The sequence below is a fragment of the Phaeobacter sp. G2 genome (assembly GCA_025163595.1).
In the GTDB taxonomy this organism is placed as follows: domain Bacteria; phylum Pseudomonadota; class Alphaproteobacteria; order Rhodobacterales; family Rhodobacteraceae; genus Pseudophaeobacter.
In genome coordinates, this window is the sequence record CP104100.1 from 2576611 (window position 1) to 2598845 (window position 22235).

Here is a 22235-nt window from a genome sequence, read left to right on the forward strand (position 1 = left end):
CCAGTCAAAAGCTATGTGCTGGGGGCGATTAGGAGTTGCCGCCCATGGTGGCTTCGTTGGCAACCGCGTCCTGCGTGTCGCTCAGTTCTGGGTCAGCAACCAGGCCATACTCGGACAGTGGGCCATCGGGGCCGGCAACCTCATCGGAGATGAAGAACTCAGCATATTCTTTCAGGCCTGGGATCACGCCGATGTGGGCTTTTTTCACGTAGAAGAACAGGGGGCGCGACACAGGGTATTCGCCGGTGGCGATGCTTTCGGTCGAAGGCACGATACCGGACATGGTCGCAACCTGCAGCTTGTCTGTGTTGTTCTCATAGAACGCTAGACCAAAGACGCCAATGCCGTCCTTGTTGCTTTCGATACGGGCCAGGGTCTCGGTGTAGTCGCCGTCGATGTCGACAGAAACGCCATCGGTGCGCAGCGAGATACAGGCTTTTTCAGCGGCTTTTTTCTGTGCCTTGGCGGTGTCGCCTTCGGCATGGGCCAGCAGGTGCTCGAATGCGCCGGTGGCTTCACAGCCTGCCAGGATCACTTTGTCTTCGAACACTTCACGGGTGCCGTGCTTGGTGCCAGGAATAAAGGCCTGCAGGGCCTGAGCTGGGAAAGATGGGTTCACGTCGGCCCAGGTCTTGTTTGGGTTTGGAACCATTTTACCGTCAACCAGGATCTCGTCAGACAGCGCCAGGAACCAGTCGGTTGGGGTGTAGCCAAATTCGTTGCCGTTGATGTCGGAGGCAAAGACGATGCCATCATAGCCGATGCGCACTTCGATGATGTCGGTGACACCAGCCTCGGCGCAGGCTTTGATTTCTTTTTCCTTGATGGCGCGCGACGCGTTGGCGACGTCGATGGTGTTTTCGCCAACACCTTCACAGAACCGTTTCAGACCAGCAGAAGAGCCACCGGATTCAACAACAGGGGTTGGGAAGTCGAAGTTTTCGCCAAAGGCTTCGGCAACGATGGAAGCATAGGGAAGAACGGTCGAGGAGCCAGCAACCTGAACCTGGTCACGCGCAGTGGCAGCCGTCGCAGTGGCGGCAGCAATGGTCAGGGCAGAAGCGGTCAGTTTCACAAAGGACATGAGAGTCTCCATGAGAGATTAAATTGTGTGACCATCCACACGATGATCATGTGCCGGTCCTAAAAGCTGCACATGAGGCTTTTGTGACGCGCATGTAACAGCTGTATGACAAAACCGGATCAGCGGCGATTTTTGTCACAAATCCCGCCCCTGCGTTAATCTTTGGGCCAGCATTTCTGGCAGCTGCGCAAAGACAGCACCTATAAAGGCGCGCCCGTTCAGGCCGCGCGCCGGACTGTGCGCGTTGCAAAAGATGGACAAAGCCAAAGAGGATACCCCCAAGAGCAGCGATTTCAGGTCCGCAATAAGGGCCGGGATCAGATCTGAGGTTTGGCCTTCGGATCAGGACGGGGATCAGGACAGGGGCAAGGTCACAGAAAAACAGGTTCCCGCGCCAAGATCGCTTTCGACCCGCAACCTGCCACGGTGGCGGTTGACGATGTGTTTGACGATGGCCAGCCCCAATCCGGTGCCCCCCATTTCGCGCGAGCGATGATTGTCAGCGCGGTAAAACCGCTCTGTCAGCCGTGGCAGGTGAATCGGATCAATGCCCGCACCATTGTCAGTGACCTGCACCCGCACCGCCGGAGCGCGCAGCGAAGGATCCCGTTCCAGCAGCTCCAGGGTCACTTCGACCTGATCGCCGCCATATTTAATGGCGTTCTCAACCAGATTGATAAAGACCTGTAGCAATTGATCCGGATCGCCAATGATCATCACCGGCACTTCGGGAGGGCTAAAATTCAGGCTGACATTGCCAGCTTCGGCAAGGGGCTGCATGGTTTTGAGCGTGGAGCAAAGATGTGCCACCAGGTCCATCTGTTCCTTGGGGCGAATGCGCTCTTTGCTCTCGACCCGGTTCAGGGACAACAAATCGCCCACCAGACGGTTCATCCGGCTGGCCTCGCCTTCCATGATGGTCAGAAAACGATCCCGCGCCGCCGGGTCATCACGTGCCGCCCCGCGCAGGGTTTCAATAAACCCCATCAGGGCGGTCAACGGCGTGCGCAATTCGTGGCTGACATTGGCGACAAAATCCCGCCGCATCTGGTTGGCCTGTTCGCGCTCTGTCACATCCTGAAAGGTGATCAGCACCGCGCCACCTTCGACAGCGCCAATGCCGACAATATAGCGCAGGTCAACCTCGTAGGTGGTATCCTGCGCCCCATCGTTTGACAGATGCCGCGCACTGCGATTGCCGCGATCCTCCAGACATTTTTCAATTGCCGCAGTAACATTGGGTTGCCGCAGGATTGTCGCAAAATGACGCCCCAGGATCTGCTCCCCCAACAGGGTAAGCCCAGGTTTGTTGGATCCGATAAAACGCTCAGTTTGATCCACCAAGACGCAAGGCATTGGAATTGCCTCAAGAAAACTCTCGATTACCTCTTGTTTCATGGCGAACCCCTGTTGCAATCCGCTTCCAATATCAGGCGAATGTAAAGCCTATGTGGCAACGCATCGCTTGCATTGGTACCGGGGGCTTTGGTCAGACTGGACGCATCTCATCCCGGAAGCGGCGCATGTTATCCTGATAATGCAGGGCGCTCTGGGTCAGGGTCTGGGCCAGCTCCGCAGAGACCTCGCGCACCACTTTGCCCGGCGCGCCCATGACCAGAGAATTATCCGGTATAACCTTGTTTTCGGTGATCAGCGCCCCTGCCCCGATCAGGCAGTTCTTGCCAATCTTGGCGCCGTTCAGAACAGTCGCCCCCATGCCGATCAAGCTGTTTTCGCCGATGGTACAGCCATGCAGCATGACCTTGTGGCCAATGGTGCAATTCTTGCCCACGGTCAGCGGAAAGCCCGCATCGATGTGCATGACCACGTTTTCCTGCACATTTGCGCCCTCGCAGATGCGGATCTCTTCGTGATCAGCGCGAAGGGTGCAGCCAAACCAAACCGAGGCCCCGGCCTCCAGTACCACTTTGCCCACCAGATTGGCATCCGGTGCAACCCAGGTATCGGCATGCAGTTGGGGTTGGTGTTCACCAAGAGCGTATAATGTCATGTCATGTCCTCAAATTCGCTTTGCAACAGGCGCACATGATCCACCAGCTGCGGCTGCTGAATACGGCGCAAACGGGTGGAGGTGATGATGGTTTTCAGCGCTTCTTCGGTGGCATCCAGATCATCATTGATCAACACATGATCATAGCTGCCCCAGTGGCTAATTTCGTCCCAGCTCTTCTCCATCCGCCGTTTGATGGTCTCGGCATCGTCCTGTCCCCGGCTTTCCAACCGGCGCCGCAGCTCGGTGATCGACGGGGGCAACAAAAAGATCGACAATGTGTGCTGGCCCAGCTCAGAGTTGCGGATCTGCTGCGCCCCCTGCCAGTCGATGTCAAACAGCACATCCTGGCCGTCCTCGATGGCGGCGCGCACCGGCCCCTTGGGGGAGCCATAAAAATTGCCAAAGACATGCGCATGTTCCAGCATGTCATTTTCTGTAACGGCAGATTTGAAATCATCCACGGAAACAAAATGGTAATCCTGGCCGTGGACCTCACCGGGGCGTGGGTTGCGGGTGGTGGCCGAAACCGAAAACGAAATGCTGTCGTCCCAGGCGCGCAACCGCTTTGCCAGAGTGGATTTGCCCGCGCCGGAGGGCGAGGACAGGATGATCAAAAGGCCGCGCCGATCTGCCATCAGGTCTTCTCCTTTGGAGTTATTCTATATTTTGCACTTGTTCGCGCATTTGGTCGATCACTGCTTTCAACTCTAGACCCACGGAGGTCAAGTCACTGTTAAGCGCTTTTGAACACAGTGTATTGGCCTCGCGGTTGAATTCCTGCATCAAGAAGTCAAACTTGCGACCCACCGCGCCGCCGGTGGCCAGCAGATCCTCAGCGGCGGCCACATGGGCTGCCAGCCGATCGATTTCTTCGGTGACATCTGATTTCACCGCCAACATCGCCAATTCCTGGGCAACCCGGTTGGCATCCGCCCCGTCCGCGTTTTCCAACACCTTGGCCAGATTGACCTTAAGCGCCGCAGCCACCAGGGGTTTGCGCGCTTCGGCGCTGTCTGCCGCCAACTGGGTCAGGCGGCTCACCTCGGCCAGTTGGTTGCGCAAGACCTGCTCCAGTGCAGCCCCTTCGGTTTCACGCATTTGAACGAATTCAGACACAAGGCTTTCGAATTCCTTTTTCAACTCAGCAACCAAGGGCGCCGGGTCATCTTCGATTGCTGTGGTTTCCAGCACCCCGCGAATAGAAAGCAAATCCGCACCGGATGTGACCGACAAATCCACCCCGGCCGACTGGGCCAGCGCCTCTGCCTCTGCCAGGGCGGTGAGCACCGAAGCGAGCAGAGGTTTGTTCAGAGTGAGGGTTCCAGCCGCCTCTTCGCCCCGGCTGATCCGCAGCCCGAGCGAGACATTTCCCCGCGCCAGTGTGTTGCCCATGACCTTGCGCAGGTGCACTTCCAGCCCATCCAGCCAGTCCGGCACCCGCAGGCGCAGATCCAGCCCCTTGGCGTTGACCGACCGCATTTCCCAGCTCCAACTGTGGACCCCAAGACGCCCCTGTCCCGAGGCAAATCCGGTCATGCTTCGAATTTTCATAAACTTGTCCTTATCCAGCCAATCGCCAGCAAAATCAGGCCAAAACAGTGTCCTCAGCAGTGCCGGCACGCGCAAAAGGATAGGTGGTTATACAAAGGCGTTAACCATTGCTTTAAGTTTTAGTCCAAATTTGAATAATATTATGGCATGTTAACTGCAAGGTAACCATCTAAACGGTACGAATAAGGCAGTCGGCAGATTGTGTTGCGTACAAGATGGCAAATGGACCGGACAACGTAAGGAAAAGCACATGTTTTTTGGCGGCAGCAAAAACTCTAGCCAGGACAAGGGTCACAACAAGGTGGTTCCCATGACGAATTTCCGTAACACCGTTCCGGTTTCCCCCATGCGTCAGGCCGAGGCCTATTGGACCGCGCTGCGTCGCGGCGACGACATTCCCAGCCGGTCACAGATCGACCCACGCGGGTTGGAAAACATTCTGTCGCAGACATTTATACTGGAGCGTGTTGCCCCAGGCATCGCCCGCTTCCGTCTGGCCGGCCAAAAGGTCAATGAGATGGCAGGCATGGAGGTGCGCGGCATGCCGATCACCGCCTTTTTCACCCCCGATGCCCGCAAACAGATGAGCGCCGCGCTGGAGCACATGTTTGAAGCGCCTGCCATTGTTGAGATTGAGATGCAGACCGAAGGGTCACGCCTGCGTGGTCGCCGTGAGGCCCGCATGTTGCTGCTCCCCTTGCGCAGCGACCTGGGCGATGTGAGCCGTGCACTGGGTGTTTTTGTCTCTGAGGGTAACCCGAACAAAACATCGCAGCGCTTTGCAATCACCTCGATCGAAATGCGGGCCATTGCCAAAAACACCGATGATACCGAGTTCAAGGCAAAGTCGCGCGACGCGGGTGATGTGAACAAGCCAAACCCTGAGTTTGCAGAGTTGCAAGCGCGCCTTGCTCCTGAGCCATCCATCCTGCAAGAAGCGCGTGATCTTGCCGATCTCAGGTTGAAAAAACCGGCGCGTGACACTGCGCGGACAGATGACAAAAGCAAATCAAAAGTGGCACATTTGCGGCTGGTCTCCAGCCGTGATGAAACGCCCGTTTCCTAAAATTTTAGCCTATTTCTAGTCTATTTGGTCATAGTCTAGCAATGATCGCCCCGCGGAAGAATTCCCGGGGCGTTTCCCTTTTGAACACCCCTCAACATCGCATCGCAACACATTGTGGTTAAACAAAAACCGCCCCAGTTTCCTGGAGCGGTCTTGATTTTCTACAACCCACAGAGCGTGGCTCAGCTGGCTTCAGCGCTGCGTGCGCGACGCTTATTGCGCAGGTTTGACAATTCTTCTGCAACCAGAAAGGCCAGTTCCAGGGATTGGCTGGCGTTAAGACGCGGATCACAGGCGGTGTGATAGCGATCGCTCAGGTTTTCATCCGTTACCGCGCGAACACCGCCGGTGCACTCGGTTACATCCTGACCGGTCATCTCAAAATGTACCCCGCCCGGAATGGTGCCTTCGGCGGAATGGACCGCAAAGAAGTCCTGCACTTCGCGCAACACGCTCTCAAAGGGGCGGGTTTTGTAGCCGGTAGAGGATTTCACGGTATTGCCATGCATTGGATCGCAAACCCAGGTGACATTGGCGCCCTCTTCCTCGACCGCCTTGACCAGTCGCGGCAGATGTTCTGCCACCTTGCCGGCACCAAAGCGCGCGATCAGCGTCAGCCGCCCCTCCTCATTTGATGGGTTCAGGCGCTGCATCAGCACCTTCAGGTCATCAGCCGATGTTGTCGGGCCACATTTCATGCCGATGGGATTCAGCACACCACGACAGAATTCCACATGGGCGCCGTCGGGCTGGCGGGTGCGATCCCCGATCCACAGCATATGACCGGAGCCTGCCAGCCAATTGCCAGAGGTCGTATCAAGACGGGTCAGCGCCTCTTCATATTCCAGCAACAGGCCTTCGTGGCTGGTGTAGAATTCTACCGTCTGCAACGCATGCGCCGCATCATTGTTCACCCCGGCTGCCTTCATGAAATCCAGCGTGTCGGTGATGCGGTTGGCCATTTCGCGGTAGCTTTGGGCTTTTTCACCCTCGGTAAAGCCCAGGGTCCAGGAATGCACCTGGTTCACATCCGCATAGCCGCCGGTGGAAAAGGCCCGCAGCAGGTTGAGGGTTGCCGCCGCCTGGGTGTAGGCCTGCAACATCCGCTTGGGATCGGGAAGACGCGCGGCTTCGGTGAAGCCAAGATCGTTGATGATGTCGCCGCGATAGCTGGGCAGCTCCACCCCATCCAGGGTTTCAGTAGGCGCGCTGCGCGGTTTGGCGAATTGGCCGGCCATACGGCCCACTTTCACCACAGGAACCTTGGCGCCATAGGTCAACACCATGGCCATCTGCAGCATCACCTTGAAGGTGTCGCGAATGGCATCCGCGCTGAACTGCTCAAAGCTTTCGGCGCAGTCACCGCCCTGCAGCAAAAATGCCTCGCCGCGGCCCGCCGCTGCAAGATGTTGTTTCAAGCGCCGTGCTTCGCCGGCAAAGACCAGTGGAGGATAGCTTGAAAGCTGCGCTTCTACGGCGCCGAGCGCCGGGGCGTCGGTGTAATCGGGCATCTGCACGCGGGGTTTGTTGCGCCAGGATGCTTTTTGCCACTCACTCATAGCTTTTCTCCGCTTAAGAGGTCTTAATAATAGAACGGAAGCCACCTATACAAAAACGCACTCGTGCTGACCAGTTTAGATTTGCCCCTCTTGACCCGGCTTCGAACCTATGGTCACGGTTTTCTGGTCTCACGCGGGGCTGACTTACTATTGGTCTCTCCCGGTGCATTCAAAAATTGCCAAGGATGTGCCCCATGCAAACCCAAAGAAAACCGGTCGAAACATCAAAAGAGGTTTCATCCACAAGACGATATGTATTTGTTTTGCTAGAGAGATTCTCGATGCTCTCTTTTGCCTCAGCGGTTGAATGCCTGCGTATCGCCAACCGTATGGCCGGTCGCGAGGTCTATAGCTGGACCTTGCTTGGCGAGGGTGGCGAACAAGTCACCTGCTCTGCCGGCACCACCTTTGCTGTGGACGGTGATTTTGGTGATTTGCAACGCGATGACAGTATTCTCGTCTGTGCAGGAGTTAACGTTCAGGCCGCAACCAGTAAAAAACTGCTGGCCTGGCTGCGCCGTGAGGCCCGCAAGGGCGTGATGATTGGTGGCCTGTGCACCGCATCCTATGTTCTGGCGAAGGCTGGGTTGCTGGACGGAAAAAAGGCAACCATCCATTGGGAAAACATTGACAGCTTTGCCGAAGAGTTCGAGGAAGTCACCCTCACAAAGTCCGTTTTCGTAATTGATAACAATCGCTTGTCTACGGCGGGTGGGACGTCGTCGATTGATTTGTTGTTGAAACTCATTGCCAATGACCACGGCGAGGACCTGGCAAATTCCGTGGCGGACCAGTTGATCTATTCTTCTATCCGCACCGATCAGGACACCCAGCGCCTGTCGGTCCCGACTCGGATCGGCGTGCGTCACCCGAAGCTGTCGATGGTGATCCAAATGATGGAAACCAATATCGAGGAACCCATCAGCCCCTCCGTCTTGGCGCAGAATGTTGGGATGTCGACCCGGCAGCTTGAACGTCTGTTCCGCCGTTATCTGAACCGCAGCCCCAAACGCTATTATATGGAGCTGAGGTTGCAAAAAGCCCGCAACCTGTTGATGCAGACCGATATGAGCGTGATCAATGTGGCGCTGGCCTGTGGGTTTGCCTCGCCGTCGCATTTTTCCAAATGCTACCGGGCGCATTATGACACCACCCCCTACCGTGAGCGCGGCAGCAAATCTGGCGGGCAGTGATTCTACCTTGAGCAAAAGCGACTGATTCTCTGGCGAGAACAGACACTTTTGCCACTTGGGGGCCGTCCCAGAGGGCTCGGCCTGTCACATTTTTTTGATCATTCTCACAGATCCTGCGCTGTGCCCGGCTTTTTTGGACACAGCAAAAGACACAGGCTTTGGCTGGTCGATTTCATCAACATATTTATTTTAAGCTTCAAGCACTTGCGGAAGCCCACCGGCTTTGACCGGCCTCCAAACGGACATTTCCGCCGTCCAACGAAAGCCCGCGAGACAAAACCAACCCCAAAGGGATGCGACGAAATGGCCATTGTTTTCTTTCCCTCTGGCGCAAAAACCTGTAGAGCATCCGCCTCATCAGGCCAGCAAAACGCTGCTGGATAAAAACAGAGCAAGTGGACATCGGGAGGGTGTCGCGAGCCAAGGGGACTTTTCTTTTCAAATCGCCTTGCCTAGGGTTCCTTATGAACAGACTTGTTCCAATAAACTGGGAGAAATATGATGAAAAAATTGATGATGGCCACAGCGGCCCTCGCGCTGACTGCAGGCACCGCCTTTGCAGGCAGCCACGCCAAAGAAGTAAAGCTTGGCGTTCTGATCGGTTTCACCGGCCCCATTGAATCGCTGACCGCTGCCATGGCAGCTGGCTCGGAAATGGCGATGGATGAGGTCACCAAATCCGGCCTGCTGCTTGACGGCGCAACCGTAACCTCTGTGCGGGCAGATACAGGCTGCATCGATAACGGCCTGGCCGTAGCCAACGGTGAAAAACTGATCGCAGAAGGCGTCAATGGTATTGTTGGCGGTGACTGCTCCGGTGTGACCGGCGCGATCCTGCAAAACGTTGCCATTCCAAACGGTATGGTCATGGTGTCCCCTTCGGCGACCTCCCCTGGCCTCTCCTCAATGGAAGACAATGGCCTGTTTTTCCGCACCTCGCCCTCTGACGCCCGTGAAGGTCAGGTAATGGCTGAGATGCTGCAGGAAAAAGGCGTTGAATCCATTGCTCTGACCTACACCAACAACGACTATGGCAAAGGCCTAGCCGATGCGATCAAGACCTCCTTTGAGGCTGTTGGCGGTGAAGTGACAATCGTCGCCGCCCATGAAGACGGCAAGGGTGACTATTCTGCTGAAGTGGCTTCGCTGGCCTCTGCTGGTGGCGACATTCTGGTTGTTGCCGGTTACCTTGACCAGGGCGGTCTGGGCATCATTCAGTCCTCGCTCGACTCCGGCGCCTTTGACACCTTTGGTCTGCCTGGCGGCATGATCGGTGACAGCCTGCCGAAAAACGTTGGCTCCGACCTGGACGGTTCTTACGGCCAGATCGCAGGCTCCGACAGCCAAGGTGCGGAGATCTTTGCCGAGCAAGCAAAGGCCCTGGGCTTTGACGGCACCTCTGCCTATGCCTCCGAGTCCTATGATGCGGCGGCTTTGATCCTGCTGGCAATGCAGGCGGCCAATTCGACCGATCCTGCTGAGTACGGCGCCAAGATCATGGATGTTGCCAATGCACCCGGTGAAGTGATCAACCCCGGCGAGCTGGGCAAGGCACTGGAACTGATTGCCGCTGGCAAAGACGTTGATTTCCAGGGCGCCACCGGCGTTGAGCTGATTGGCCCCGGTGAGAGCGCAGGCTCCTACCGTGAGATCCTGGTCAAAGACGGTGTGAACACCACTGTAAAGTTCCGCTGATCTCTTTTGTAGGATCATAAAGTCAAAGAGCAGCCCGGGAATTTCCCGGGCTGTTCCAAATTTAGTAAGCCGAAAAAAATAGCGGCAGGGGATAGAATGATATGATCGTCGTCGAGGACTTGCACAAGCACTTCGGCGGGTTCCACGCGGTTGACGGCGCCTCGCTTGAAATCGCCAAGGGCTCCATAACCGGTTTGATCGGGCCAAATGGCGCGGGAAAGACCACTCTTTTCAACGTAATAGCTGGCGTTCTTGAGCCCACATCTGGTCGCGTGACCATGGATGGGGAAGATATTACTGGCCTGCCGCCGCACGAGCTGTTTCACAAGGGGCTGTTGCGCACCTTTCAGATTGCACATGAGTTTTCTTCGATGACCTGCCGCGAGAACCTGATGATGGTGCCCGGCGCGCAATCGGGTGAAAGCCTGTGGAACACCTGGTTTGGCCGCAAGCGCATAGCCGATGAAGAGCGCGCTCTGCGGGCCAAGGCGGATGAAGTGCTTGAGTTTCTCACCATCAGCCATATCGCAGATCTGCGCGCCGGCGAGGTTTCGGGCGGCCAGAAGAAGCTGTTGGAACTGGGCCGCACCATGATGGTGGATGCCAAGATCGTTTTCCTCGACGAGGTAGGCGCCGGGGTGAACCGCACCCTGCTCTATACAATTGCGGATGCCATCAAGCGTCTCAATGAAGAGCGTGGCTATACCTTTGTGGTGATCGAGCACGACATGGAGTTTATCGACCGCCTGTGTGACCCGGTGATCTGCATGGCCGAGGGCAAGAAGCTGGCCGAGGGCACTTTGGCCGAGATCAAAGCCAATGAGCAGGTGATCGAGGCCTATCTGGGTACCGGGCTGAAGAACAAAGACAAGTTGGAGAAGGCCTGATGGGGAATTGCAAAGAAAACCGGGGCTCTGCCCCCGCCGCTTCGCGGCTCCCCCGAGGTATTTTTGGCAAGATGAATAGGGGCGCCGCCCATGTCTGAACCCTTTTTGATTGGTGACAGCATGACTGGGGGATACGGCAAGGGGCCGGATATCCTGCATGACTGCACCATTGCTGTGAACCCCGGTGAAATTGCCGTGATTGTTGGCCCCAATGGGGCGGGCAAATCGACCGCGATGAAGGCGGTTTTTGGCATGCTGAATGTGCGCGCGGGCGCGGTGCGGTTGGGTGGTGAGGATATCACCAGTCTGAGCCCACAGGACCGGGTGATCAAGGGCATGGGGTTTGTGCCGCAGACCAGCAATATCTTTACCTCGATGACGGTGGAAGAGAACCTGGAGATGGGGGCGTTTATTCGCACCGATGACATCACTGGCACCATGGAGCAGGTCTATGATCTGTTCCCGATCCTGCGCGACAAGCGCAACCAGCCAGCCGGTGAGCTGTCTGGTGGGCAACGTCAGCAGGTGGCCGTGGGGCGCGCGCTGATGACCCAGCCCAAGGTTTTGATGCTGGATGAGCCCACCGCCGGGGTGTCGCCCATCGTCATGGATGAGCTGTTTGACCGTATCATTGAGGTGGCCCGCACGGGGCTGCCGATCCTGATGGTAGAGCAGAACGCCAAGCAAGCGCTTGAGATTGCGGACAAAGGCTATGTTTTGGTGCAGGGGCGCAATGCCTATACCGGCACCGGCCAAGAGCTGCTGGCCGATCCCGAAGTACGCAAATCGTTTCTGGGGGGGTGAAGATGGAACCGACCTATTACTGGAAACGAAATCTGACACTTGCTTTGGCGTCCTTTCTGTTCTCAGCTCAAACGGCGACAGCCCTAGAGTGCCAAGTCCAGAAAACATGCTCGATCTCACTTGAGTGCTCACCGTTTAAGGTCGAGTTTGAACTAATCGAGCTGGAGACCTCAGAATCTGAAAACCTTGTGCTTATTACAAAGGTACCAAACCGAGAACGAACAGCCGTTATTCTCTCACCAGTAGATAGCTCTTCTCGATGGTTCAAAGGCGAAGTCAACGGTGAATCTATGGCGCTCTGGATAGATGAAACCCATGAGAATTTTCAGTTATTGCCAGTTGGAGAGAGTGAAGCAGAATTCGCTGCAGGGAAATGTGGTGTTGGTCTCACAAGGAATGAAAACCTGACGAACTCAAATGAAGGCTCCGGTTCCCCAAAACAACGTGCTCCCATCGACGGTGAGAGTTTGCTGCCACCGCCAAGCAGCAATTCACAGAATTCAGACTAGAGAGATACAACATGGATCTTCTCAACGCCCTTGTGGCATTCACGAACTTCGTTGGCGTACCCGCCATCGCCTATGGCAGCCAGCTGGCGCTTGGGGCGTTGGGGGTCACGCTGATCTACAGCATCCTGCGGTTTTCCAACTTTGCCCATGGGGACACCATGGCCTTTGGCACTATGATGACCATTCTGGTGACCTGGTTGCTGCAATCCTGGGGGGTGAGCTTTGGCCCACTGCCCACGGCGCTGCTCGCCCTGCCCTTTGGCATTTTTGCAACCATGGTGTTGGTACTGCTCACGGATCGCACCGTCTATCGGTTCTACCGCGCCCAAAAGGCCAAGCCTGTGGTTTTTGTCATGGTCTCGCTGGGGGTGATGTTCATGATGAACGGCCTTGTCCGTTTTGTCATTGGGCCCGGCGATCAGCGTTTTGCCGATGGCGAGCGCTTTATCATCAAGGCGCGCGCCTTTAAGGAAATGACGGGCCTGCGTGAAGGGTTGGCGATCAAGACTTCTCAGGGCATCACTGTGGTGGCCGCCATTGTGGTTGTGGCGCTGCTGTTTTGGTTCCTCAACAAGACCCGCACCGGTAAATCCATGCGCGCCTATTCCGACAATGAAGATCTGGCGCTGTTGTCCGGCATCGATCCGGACCGGGTGGTGATGTATACTTGGCTGATCGTGGCCTCCCTGGCGACCATCGCCGGTGTGCTCTATGGCCTCGACAAGAGCTTTAAGCCCTTCACCTATTTCCAGCTGCTGCTGCCGATCTTTGCCTCGGCCATTGTTGGTGGTCTGGGCAGCCCCCAGGGTGCGATTGCGGGTGGGTTCATCATCGCCTTTTCCGAGGTCACTATTACCTACGCCTGGAAAAAGGTGTTGGGCTATCTGATGCCGGAACACCTGGAACCCGATGGTTTGGTACAACTTCTGAGTACCGACTATAAGTTTGCGGTCTCCTTTGCGATCCTGATCATCGTCCTTCTGTTCAAGCCAACAGGGCTCTTCAAGGGGAAATCGGTATGACTGATACTCTGAAACACAGTCTTTTGTTTGCGGTCGTGGCCGTGCTGATCCTGCTGGAAGGCCTCACGAACTGGAGCTTTTTCTCAGGCTCCTGGAACTCCTCTCTGGTGATCCTCAACATGGGGCTGATTTCGGCCATCATGGCGCTGGGGGTAAACCTGCAGTGGGGCTTTGCCGGCTTGTTCAATGTGGGCATCATGGGGTTCACTGCTCTGGGCGGTCTCGCTGTGGTGCTGACCTCAACGCCGCCATCCCCAGGTGCCTGGAGCGCCGGAGGCCCGGGCGTTGTCATGGCACTGGTGATGGGGGCGCTGACGGTGATCTCGGCAGTTGCCGCAACCCGTTTGCTGCCCAAAGGTGGCCTGCGTACGGCGCTGATTGTGGCCATCCTGATTGTTGGGTTTGTCATCTATCGCGCCCTGTTTGACCCGTCGATTGAAGCGATCGAAGACATCAATCCGGCATTGGCGGGCAATATCGGTGGGCTTGGCTGGCCGGTGCTCTTGTCCTGGCCCATGGGCGGGCTGCTGGCAGCCGGAGCGGCCTGGCTGATTGGTAAAACGGCTCTTGGGCTGCGGTCGGACTATCTGGCGATTGCCACCCTTGGCATTGCCGAAATCATCATTGCCATCCTCAAAAACGAAGACTGGCTGTCGCGCGGCGTGAAAAACGTCGTCGGCCTGCCCCGGCCCGTGCCTTACGAGGTCGATCTGCAAAATGATCCCGCCTATGTGGACTGGTTTGCCAGTCTTGGAATGGATCCGGTTTTGGGGTCAACGCTCTACGTCAAGCTGGGCTATGCGGCGCTGTTTTCCCTGGTGCTGATCGCCTTGCTGTGGATGGCGCAGATGGCGCTCAAAAGCCCCTGGGGGCGGATGATGCGCGCCATTCGCGACAATGAGGTCGCGGCGCAGGCCATGGGCAAAAACGTCACCAAACGCCACTTGCAGATCTTTGTGCTTGGCTCGGCCATTTGCGGTATTGCAGGTGCGATGATGACCACCCTGGACGGGCAGTTGACTCCGGGCACCTATAATCCCTTGCGCTTTACCTTCCTGATCTGGGTGATGGTCATCGTTGGCGGCTCCGGCAACAACTTTGGCTCGGTGCTGGGCGGCTTCCTGATCTGGTTCCTCTGGATCAAGGTGGAACCGATGAGCCTGGAGCTGATCACCCTGCTGACCTCAGGCATGGATGAGACCAACATGCTGCGGGAACACCTGCTGGAAAACGCCGCCCATATGCGGTTGTTCACCATGGGATTGATCCTGCTTTTGGTGCTCCGCTTCAGCCCGCGCGGCTTGATCCCGGAGAAGTAGCACAACAACAAAGGGCCGCCCAAACACCAGGGGCGGCCCTTGCTCTTGGCCCATATTTCATGTGGCGCTAAATACTCCCGCCAAAGGCGGACCCATAGGGGGCTGGCAGTTGCCGGCCCACTATGCACTTATCGTCCTTTGAACAAACCACCCAGTATGCCGCGCACCAGACGGCGGCCTGTGGTGCCTTTCAATTCCTTGATCACCGCTTCTGACATGGCAGAGGCAAAGGTATCTTTTGATCTATGCCTGCGCGCGGACGAGCGCGTAACACGGGCGCCAGAAAACCGCCGTGCTGCATTGAATTCCCGGGCCATCGGCTCTGGCGCCGCTTCGGCCTGAACCTCAGCGACCTCAGCCTCTTGTGCTGCCTTGGCCGTGCGTGCCAGCAGAATTTCATAGGCAGAATGGCGATCCAGGGGTTTGTCGTATTTCCCCGCCATATCCGATTGCTTGAGCACCTCTGCGCGCTCCGCTTTTGTCAGCGGCCCCAACTGGCTGCTGGGCGGCCGGATCAGGGTGCGCTCAACAATGCCGGGCACGCCCTTCTTTTGCAGCATCGAGGTCACCGCTTCCCCGACGCCGACCTCACGAATGGCATCCTCAGTCGAGAACCGCGGGTTCTCCCGATAGGTCTCTGCGGCCAGTTTCAGGTTTTTGCGATCCCGCGCGGTAAAGGCGCGCAGCGCGTGCTGGATGCGATTGCCAAGCTGTCCCAGAATATCCTCTGGAACGTCGCCCGGGCTCTGGGTGATGAAATAGATGCCAACCCCCTTGGAGCGGATCAGCCGCGCCACCTGTTCCACCTTGTCGACCAAGGCCTTGGGCGCGTCGTCAAACAACAGATGCGCCTCATCAAAGAAGAACACCAGCCGGGGCTTGTCAGGATCGCCCACCTCGGGCAGTTCTTCAAACAGCTCGCTCAGCAGCCACAGCAGGAAGGTGGCATAAAGCTTGGGCGCGGACATCAGTTTGTCAGAGGCAAGGATATTGACCATGCCGCGCCCGGCGCTGTCTTGTCGCATCAGATCGCTCAGCGCCAGCGCAGGCTCACCAAACAGATCCGCGCCGCCCTGGTTTTCCAGCACCAACAGACGCCGCTGGATGGCCCCCACCGAGGCCGGAGAAACATTGCCATAGCGCAGTGATAGCTCGCCCCGGTTTTCACCAATCCAAACCAACAGCGCCTGTAGGTCCTTCAGATCCAGCAGCGGCAGGGCCTGTTCGTCCGCTAGCCGAAAGGCGATATTCAAGACCCCTTCCTGGGCTTCGCTCAGCTCCAGCAGTTGCGCCAACAGCAAAGGTCCCATCTCCGCCACCGTGGTACGCACGGGATGGCCCTGCTCGCCAAACAGATCCCAGAAGGTGACCGGACAGTCGTGGTATGTATAGGAGGAAAAACCGATTTTTTCAGCGCGGCCCACAAAGGCCGCATGGAGCTTATGGCTTGCTGTTCCCGCCTTGGCCAACCCGGAGAGATCGCCCTTTACATCCGCCAGGATTACCGGAACGCCGGCCTGGGAGAAGCTTTCAGCCAGGATTTGCAGGGTTACCGTCTTACCGGTGCCCGTGGCCCCGGCGATCAACCCGTGGCGGTTGGCATATTTGAAACGCATCTCTTGCGGCTCAGCGTAGCCTTCGCCACCGCCACCAATAAAAATCTTGTCCGTCATAGTCTTCCTTTGCCCGCCAATAGACGCCTCCAACCGGCCCCATGAAGGTACAGCCGGGAATCACCCCGGGCATGTGGACTTCAAGCAAGGCCCCTTGAAAACCGATTATTAACTTTTATATGCGATGAATGTCATGCTCGTCCTCTCTAATCGAGACCGCGACGGGCATTTCCTCCCTGTCAGACTGGCCGTGCCCTGGGCACGGCCTTTTTTTGTTGTCGCCTTTGAAGGCTGAGGGGCTGGCTTGTTGTTGCTGATCAATTTCTCACCGGTTTTGCCCTCTATTTGAGCGGCCAGAGCGGGGAAAACCTCCAGGTTTGGCGGCTTTTGGCAGAAATACCGGGTAAAGCAGCTAGGTGTCACATTTTTTTGCTATTCCATGTTGACCCGAGCACAGGCCTTTCGTAACGTCCTACTCAATAACTAAGTCGGCCAGTCCGACGGGGAGAACTAAACAAAAAGGGAAGCCGGAGAGCTTCCTTTTTTGCTTTTGTAGCAAACGCTTCACTTGTTATTAAACTGTTTTACAAATCCTTGCCGATTTCTTGCCCGTGGCGGGATTGAGACCTGACACCCCAGTTGCAACATGGTAAAGGCTCTGCAAACGACCTGAGAATAATGAGGCATTCATGATCAAGTCCCTTACGCCGATGACCCTTGCCGCCCTGCTGGCGGTAACGAGCGCCGTGTCCGCCCAGGACAGTGAAACAGCCACCACGGACACATCCGAACCGGTTGCGCAGGCCAACGAAGCAACAGCAGACCAGGTGCTTGATCTTGGTCAGCCTGTCGATGATGGCACTCCAAAGCTTGGAGATCGCTACGCCAAAGAAACCCATGGCGATTGGGATCTGGCCTGCATTAAGACCGAAGCTGAAACAGATCCCTGTTCTTTGCTGCAAATTCTGACGGATCCAAACGGCAATCCCATGGCCGAAGTCTCGCTGTTCCGGATTGATCAACCCGGTGGCCAGGCCGTTGCCGGTGCCACAATCATTGTTCCGCTGGAAACCATGCTGCCCGCCGGGCTGACCATTTCGGTCGATGGCGCCCCTGGCAAGCGCTATAACTACTCTTTCTGTAACCCGCTTGGCTGCGTCGCCCAAATTGGGTTGACCCAATCGGATATCGACACCTTCAAAGCAGGCGGCGAAGCCACCATGTCACTGCGCCCCGCTCCTGCACCAGATCAGCTGGTTGAGATGAAAATGTCGCTCAAAGGCTTTACCGCTGGCTACAATGTTGTGGACGTGGTGCAGCAGTAAGCTGCGCTCTTAGGCGCGTATGGCGGTTTCCGCCCCGCGCCTATTCCCTCCTCTGAACAAACAAAAACCACCGCAGGTCATTCGCCTGCGGTGGTTTTTTTCTCGACCGATCTGCGCCTTTTGGACCTGGCGTGTTAAACACGCCCCAGGGCCAGGACAGCATTCAGGCCGCCAAAGGCAAAAGCATTGGAGAGCGCCACATCAATCCGCGCTTCGCGGGCCTGGTTTGGCACCACATCCAGGGCACATTCCGGGTCTGGTTCTTCATAACCAATTGTCGGTGCAATCACCCCGTCCTTCAGCGCCATGATACAGGCCAACAGCTCAACAGCGCCGGTGCCGCCGATCAGATGCCCATGCATGGATTTGGTTGAAGACATCATCAGCCGATCCGCATGGGGCCCAAAGACATCCGCCACCGCAGCGCATTCGGTTTTGTCATTGGCAACCGTTCCGGTACCATGGGCGTTGATATAGCCCACGCGCTCGCGGTCCACGCCGGCATCCTGAAGCGCGCCAGCGATGGCCCGCGCCGCCCCCTGTTTGCTGGGCATGACGATATCTGAAGCATCCGAAGACATGGCAAAGCCCAGAACCTCGCACAGGATTTCCGCCCCGCGTGCCTGCGCGTGTTCATATTCTTCAAAGACAAAAATCCCGGCACCTTCGCCCTGAACCATGCCGTTGCGATTGGCACTAAAGGGACGGCAGGCCTTTTTCGACATCACCCGCAGCCCTTCCCAGGCTTTGACACCGCCAAAGCACAGCATGGATTCCGACCCACCGGTGATCATCGCCGGGCTCATGCCGCTGCGCACCATCTGATAGGCCTGGGCCATGGCGTGGTTGGAGGAGGCGCAGGCGGTCGAGACGGTAAAGCTGGGGCCTTTGAGATTGAATTCCATCGAGACATGGCTGGCCGCTGCGTTATTCATCAGCTTGGGCACCACAAAGGGATGCACCCGGTTTTTGCCATCCTCATAGACCGAACGGTAATTGTCATCCCAGGTGGAGACCCCGCCGCCGGCGGTGCCGAGAACCACGCCGGATTTGGCAGACAGTTCACCGTGGAATTCGAGCCCGGATTGCAAAATGGCTTCCTTGGCAGCGATCAGCGTAAACTGGGTGAACCGGTCATAGAGGCTCATTTGTTGCCGGTTGAACCGCCCCTCGGCCTCAAACCCGCGCACCTGGCCGCCGATCCGAATCGAGAGCCGCTCCACGTCGCGAAACTCAAGCTTGCCAATACCGCAACGACCCTCGCGCATGGCTTCAAAGGTGGAGGCAACCGAATGCCCCAAGGCATTGATGGTCCCTGCTCCGGTAATGACAACGCGCTTCATGTCGTATTCCCCTAGGATTCAAGCGCTGATATCACGAGGGTTGTGACACTAACTTGTCAATCCCAGCGATGATGGCCGCGACATTTGAGATATCAAAATCGCTGTCTTCAGGTGTATTGGAGTTGAAGGGGATTGAGATATCAAATTCCTCTTCAATGGCAAAAATGCACTCCACCAGCCCCATGCTGTCGATCCCAAGATCCTCCAACGTGCTGGTAAGGGTTACATCCGATGGTTCAAGCAGCGCCTGTTCGGCGACAATTGCGATGACCTTGTCCTGAGTGCTCATTCCGGCCCCCTGATCTGTGATGTCGAGGCAGATGTAGCTGCTTCAATCCTATTTGAAAACAGCCTTTTTCAGGTTTTCGATATCCCGCATCAGCCGTGGCAAACGCCGCTGTGCCTTGTAGATTTCCGTATGGGTTTCCATTTTGACCGCCGGGTAGCCCATGACGACCCGCCCTGCAGGCACATTGGAGATGATTTTGGTAGCCCCCCCGGCAATCACCCCATCGCCAATAAAGATATTGTCCGCAGCGCCACATTGCCCGCCCATGACAACATTATTGCCCACCTCAACCGAGCCGGACAGGCCACATTGGCCACAGATCAGGCAATCCCGGCCAATCCGGGTGTTGTGCCCCACATGCACCTGGTTATCCAACTTGCTGCCAGAGCCAATCTGAGTGTCGCGAATGGTGCCATTGTCGATGGTACAATTGGCACCAAGCTCCACATCGTCGCCGATCGTCACCGCCCCCAGGGAGTGTATGCGCAGCCAGCTTTGGGATTGCGCACCGCCCTGATCGCCAACAGTTTTGCGGACGTTTTCCACCCCCGAAACCTCTGGGGTGACATAGGAAAATCCGTCACTGCCAATACGAGCACCGGGTTGGGCGCGAAAGCGATCCCCAATGCGGGCGCGCGCCCCAATCGAGACCATCTCGCGCAGCTGTGCTTGAGCGCCGATTTCGACCTCGGCACCAATATAGCAATGCGGCCCGATGATTGAGCCAGCGCCGATTTTGGCGCCCGCGGCGATAATGCTCAGCGGGCCAACGGAAACATCTGCGCCCAGGGTAGCGCTGGGGTCGATCACCGCCGTGGGATGAATGCCGGAGGCAAATCCCTGCCCCCTATCCATCAACACTGAAACCCCACCCAAAGCCATGCGTGGACGGGTGGCGAACAGCGCTGCCTTCAGCCCCAGGGCCTGCCAGTCGGCCCCATCCCACAGCAAAGCCACCTGAGCTGCGCCGCGCGCCAAGCCTTCGGCATATTTGGCAGAAGTGGCCATGGCAAGATCTTGCGGGCCGGCATCCTGGGGCTCTGCCGCGCGGGCAATAACCAGATCCAGGTCACCCTGTGCCTCTACACCAATGGCCTCTGCGATCTCGCGAACTGTGTACATATCTAGGGGCCCTTTCCGGCTCAAGCTCCTGATCGGGCCCCAGATTTACCCCTGAACGTCTGACAGTGACACCCCAGCCCGCTCCAGTGCAGACCAGACCTTGGCATCACGCCCATAAACATCCCGGCGGAACTCGGCCCGGCCTTTGTTGGACACATATGCGGTTCGGTAGATAATGTGAACAGGCACCTGCTGATCCAGCTCCACCTTGGTTTCCTTACCGGATTTCAAAATGCGGTGGAAAAAGTCGATTGGGTCTTCGGTTTGTTTGGCCAGCAGCGCATAGGCAAATTCAAAAGGTTGCGCCAAACGAATACAGCCATGCGAAAAGGCGCGGACTTCGCGTTTGAACAGGCTCTTTTGTGGCGTGTCATGCAGGTAGATGTTGTATTTGTTCGGAAACATGAACTTGACCAGGCCAAGCGCGTTGCTCCGGCTGGGCGGCTGGCGCATCGCATAGGGAAAGTTGCGCGCAGTAAACTGAGAAAAATCCGTATTGGCGCGGTTGACCACCCGGCCACGGTTGTCGGTGATCTGAATATGTCCAACCGCATTGGGATTGTTGCGCAGTTTTGGCAGATATTCCTGGGTGATAATCGACCGCGGCACATACCAGCTGGGATTGATCACCATATGCTCCATCACATCGGAGAACTCGGGCGAGCGGCGACCAGATTGGTTTTTGCCGATGACGGAACGGGTTTCAAAGGTGATATCGCCATTGTCGATAATCTTGGCGGTAAAGTCGGTCTGGTTCACCAGAACGTGGCGCGCCCCCCGGTCCGGTGTCAGCCAGCGTTCCCGCTCCATGGCGATGATCACCGATTTCAGGCGGTCGCGCACCGGACGGTTGATTTCCTTCAGGGTGCCGCCGCCGGCAACACCGTCTACCTCCAGCCCATGGTCGGACTGAAAGCTCTCAACAGCGCGTTCAATGTTATGGTCGTAATTGGCCGTGGCGCTGCGCTCCATGTAGCCCAAAGCGATAAGCCGATTGCGCAGAGCAACAACGTTGCGCCCGGTATCGCCGGGTTCCAGTTTGCTGCCTGAAACGGTTGGCCCCCAGCCACCCGCCGCCTGCACTTGCTCCAGACGCAGTTTTTCCCGCATCAAAGCGCGATACTGTGGCGAAGCCGGAACCAGGGTACGCATATAGGCAAAGGGTTGATTGTCCCGCATCCCCGCCAGCGCCGCCGGGCCGTCGTGATCGCGCCGCTCGCGGACCATGTCGCTGTCGATGGCAGAAGGTTTCAGCAAACCTGTCTGGACCATGGCTGCATAGTTAACAAATGCCGTGCTCAGTGCGGCCTCAACCTGGCCAAAATCTCGGGCCGTACGGGCATTCCGCATCTGCTCCACCAGAGATGCGGCAGTGCCAGATTGGTCAGGGAGCCCATGGGCAGAGGCCTCCTCCAGCGCCCGCAATAGCGCCGCGCGCCGCTGGTTTGATGCCGCGTCACCGCCGGTCCAGAGGGCCGAATAGGTATTTTCCCGATAAAACTGCGCAACATCATCGTTAACAGACGCAGTAGAGGCGACAGCTTGACGAAAAGCCGTGGACTGCGCGGTTGCCATGGTGCCAAAACCAAAACTGCTGATGCTGCCCAAGGCCAGGGCAAAAAGCCCATATTTAAGACGTGCAGCGCGCCTCGGGGAATTGATTTTGGTCATATTTTTAAGTCCTCAACAGCGATGAACAGTAACAATGGTAGCAGCTCTATGAATTATTGGTGAAAGACAGTCCAGAATGTCCATTCACGTTTCCGAAACCACGCTATGTCAGTGTGATTGTGGTGCGATGCTGTCGCATAAATAGGGGTAATCGACGTTACTCTTAGGG

20 protein-coding genes are annotated in these 22235 nt (G+C 56.9%); 9 read left to right on the forward strand and 11 right to left on the reverse strand.

Going from position 1 to position 22235, the window contains the following annotated elements; translation table 11 throughout:
• Positions 1-28: 28 nt before the first annotated feature.
• The 5 genes from N1037_12285 to N1037_12305 form a co-directional block, all read right to left on the reverse strand.
• Complete coding sequence (locus N1037_12285) at positions 29-1084, reverse strand: substrate-binding domain-containing protein (GenBank protein UWS78066.1); 1056 nt, start codon at positions 1082-1084, stop codon at positions 29-31.
• Between the two features lie 354 nt (positions 1085-1438).
• Positions 1439-2482: an ATP-binding protein gene (locus N1037_12290; protein UWS78067.1), complete on the reverse strand. Its 1044-nt coding sequence runs from the start codon at positions 2480-2482 to the stop codon at positions 1439-1441.
• Positions 2483-2573: 91 nt separating this feature from the next.
• The gene (locus tag N1037_12295; protein UWS78068.1) at positions 2574-3095 is read right to left on the reverse strand and encodes a gamma carbonic anhydrase family protein; all 522 of its coding nucleotides are present in this window, start codon (positions 3093-3095) and stop codon (positions 2574-2576) included.
• Positions 3092-3733, reverse strand: a complete 642-nt coding sequence (gene gmk, locus N1037_12300) for a guanylate kinase (GenBank protein ID UWS78069.1) — start codon at positions 3731-3733, stop codon at positions 3092-3094. The genes N1037_12295 and gmk overlap by 4 nt, the downstream gene beginning before the upstream one ends.
• A gap of 19 nt (positions 3734-3752) precedes the next feature.
• The gene (locus tag N1037_12305) at positions 3753-4649 is read right to left on the reverse strand and encodes a YicC family protein (GenBank protein UWS78070.1); all 897 of its coding nucleotides are present in this window, start codon (positions 4647-4649) and stop codon (positions 3753-3755) included.
• Positions 4650-4899: 250 nt separating this feature from the next.
• Here N1037_12305 and N1037_12310 point away from each other — a divergent pair, with 250 nt between their 5' ends.
• The gene (locus N1037_12310; GenBank protein ID UWS78071.1) at positions 4900-5715 is read left to right on the forward strand and encodes a PAS domain-containing protein; all 816 of its coding nucleotides are present in this window, start codon (positions 4900-4902) and stop codon (positions 5713-5715) included.
• A 182-nt stretch (positions 5716-5897) separates the two neighbouring features.
• Here the strand turns inward: N1037_12310 and N1037_12315 are convergent, their stop codons facing one another.
• Positions 5898-7274 carry a 3-deoxy-7-phosphoheptulonate synthase class II gene (locus N1037_12315; protein ID UWS78072.1) on the reverse strand — a complete coding sequence of 459 codons (1377 nt, stop codon included), beginning with the start codon at positions 7272-7274 and terminating at the stop codon, positions 5898-5900.
• A gap of 194 nt (positions 7275-7468) precedes the next feature.
• On the opposite strand from N1037_12315, the gene N1037_12320 reads away from it, so the two are divergent.
• The 7 genes from N1037_12320 (at position 7469) to N1037_12350 (ending at position 14703) form a co-directional block, all read left to right on the forward strand.
• The gene (locus tag N1037_12320) at positions 7469-8467 is read left to right on the forward strand and encodes a GlxA family transcriptional regulator (GenBank protein ID UWS78073.1); all 999 of its coding nucleotides are present in this window, start codon (positions 7469-7471) and stop codon (positions 8465-8467) included.
• A gap of 501 nt (positions 8468-8968) precedes the next feature.
• Entirely contained in the window at positions 8969-10162 is a 1194-nt protein-coding gene (locus N1037_12325) for an ABC transporter substrate-binding protein (protein ID UWS78074.1), read from the forward strand.
• A 101-nt stretch (positions 10163-10263) separates the two neighbouring features.
• Positions 10264-11049 (forward strand): ABC transporter ATP-binding protein, encoded by a 786-nt coding sequence (locus N1037_12330; GenBank protein UWS78075.1) that lies wholly within the window; start codon positions 10264-10266, stop codon positions 11047-11049.
• Positions 11050-11139: 90 nt separating this feature from the next.
• Positions 11140-11853: an ABC transporter ATP-binding protein gene (locus tag N1037_12335; protein UWS78076.1), complete on the forward strand. Its 714-nt coding sequence runs from the start codon at positions 11140-11142 to the stop codon at positions 11851-11853.
• Between the two features lie 2 nt (positions 11854-11855).
• Positions 11856-12362 carry a hypothetical protein gene (locus N1037_12340; protein UWS78077.1) on the forward strand — a complete coding sequence of 169 codons (507 nt, stop codon included), beginning with the start codon at positions 11856-11858 and terminating at the stop codon, positions 12360-12362.
• A gap of 11 nt (positions 12363-12373) precedes the next feature.
• A complete protein-coding gene (locus N1037_12345; protein ID UWS78078.1) occupies positions 12374-13384 on the forward strand; it encodes a branched-chain amino acid ABC transporter permease in 1011 nt (336 codons plus the stop codon).
• Entirely contained in the window at positions 13381-14703 is a 1323-nt protein-coding gene (locus N1037_12350; protein UWS78079.1) for a branched-chain amino acid ABC transporter permease, read from the forward strand. The genes N1037_12345 and N1037_12350 overlap by 4 nt, the downstream gene beginning before the upstream one ends.
• A 128-nt stretch (positions 14704-14831) precedes the next feature.
• Here the strand turns inward: N1037_12350 and N1037_12355 are convergent, their stop codons facing one another.
• A complete protein-coding gene (locus N1037_12355; GenBank protein ID UWS78080.1) occupies positions 14832-16376 on the reverse strand; it encodes a DUF853 domain-containing protein in 1545 nt (514 codons plus the stop codon).
• A gap of 629 nt (positions 16377-17005) precedes the next feature.
• Here N1037_12355 and N1037_12360 point away from each other — a divergent pair.
• Positions 17006-17641, forward strand: coding sequence for an invasion associated locus B family protein (locus tag N1037_12360; protein ID UWS78081.1), 636 nt, complete (start codon positions 17006-17008; stop codon positions 17639-17641).
• Between the two features lie 134 nt (positions 17642-17775).
• Here the strand turns inward: N1037_12360 and N1037_12365 are convergent, their stop codons facing one another.
• Genes N1037_12365 through N1037_12380 form a run of 4 tightly spaced genes read right to left on the reverse strand, consistent with a single transcriptional unit; the run spans position 17776 to position 22066 of the window.
• Positions 17776-18984 carry a beta-ketoacyl-[acyl-carrier-protein] synthase family protein gene (locus N1037_12365; GenBank protein UWS78082.1) on the reverse strand — a complete coding sequence of 403 codons (1209 nt, stop codon included), beginning with the start codon at positions 18982-18984 and terminating at the stop codon, positions 17776-17778.
• A 31-nt stretch (positions 18985-19015) separates the two neighbouring features.
• The gene (locus N1037_12370) at positions 19016-19273 is read right to left on the reverse strand and encodes an acyl carrier protein (GenBank protein UWS78083.1); all 258 of its coding nucleotides are present in this window, start codon (positions 19271-19273) and stop codon (positions 19016-19018) included.
• Between the two features lie 48 nt (positions 19274-19321).
• The gene (gene lpxD / locus N1037_12375) at positions 19322-20395 is read right to left on the reverse strand and encodes a UDP-3-O-(3-hydroxymyristoyl)glucosamine N-acyltransferase (GenBank protein ID UWS78084.1); all 1074 of its coding nucleotides are present in this window, start codon (positions 20393-20395) and stop codon (positions 19322-19324) included.
• Between the two features lie 45 nt (positions 20396-20440).
• The gene (locus N1037_12380) at positions 20441-22066 is read right to left on the reverse strand and encodes a L,D-transpeptidase family protein (GenBank protein ID UWS78085.1); all 1626 of its coding nucleotides are present in this window, start codon (positions 22064-22066) and stop codon (positions 20441-20443) included.
• Between the last annotated feature and the right edge of the window lie 169 nt (positions 22067-22235).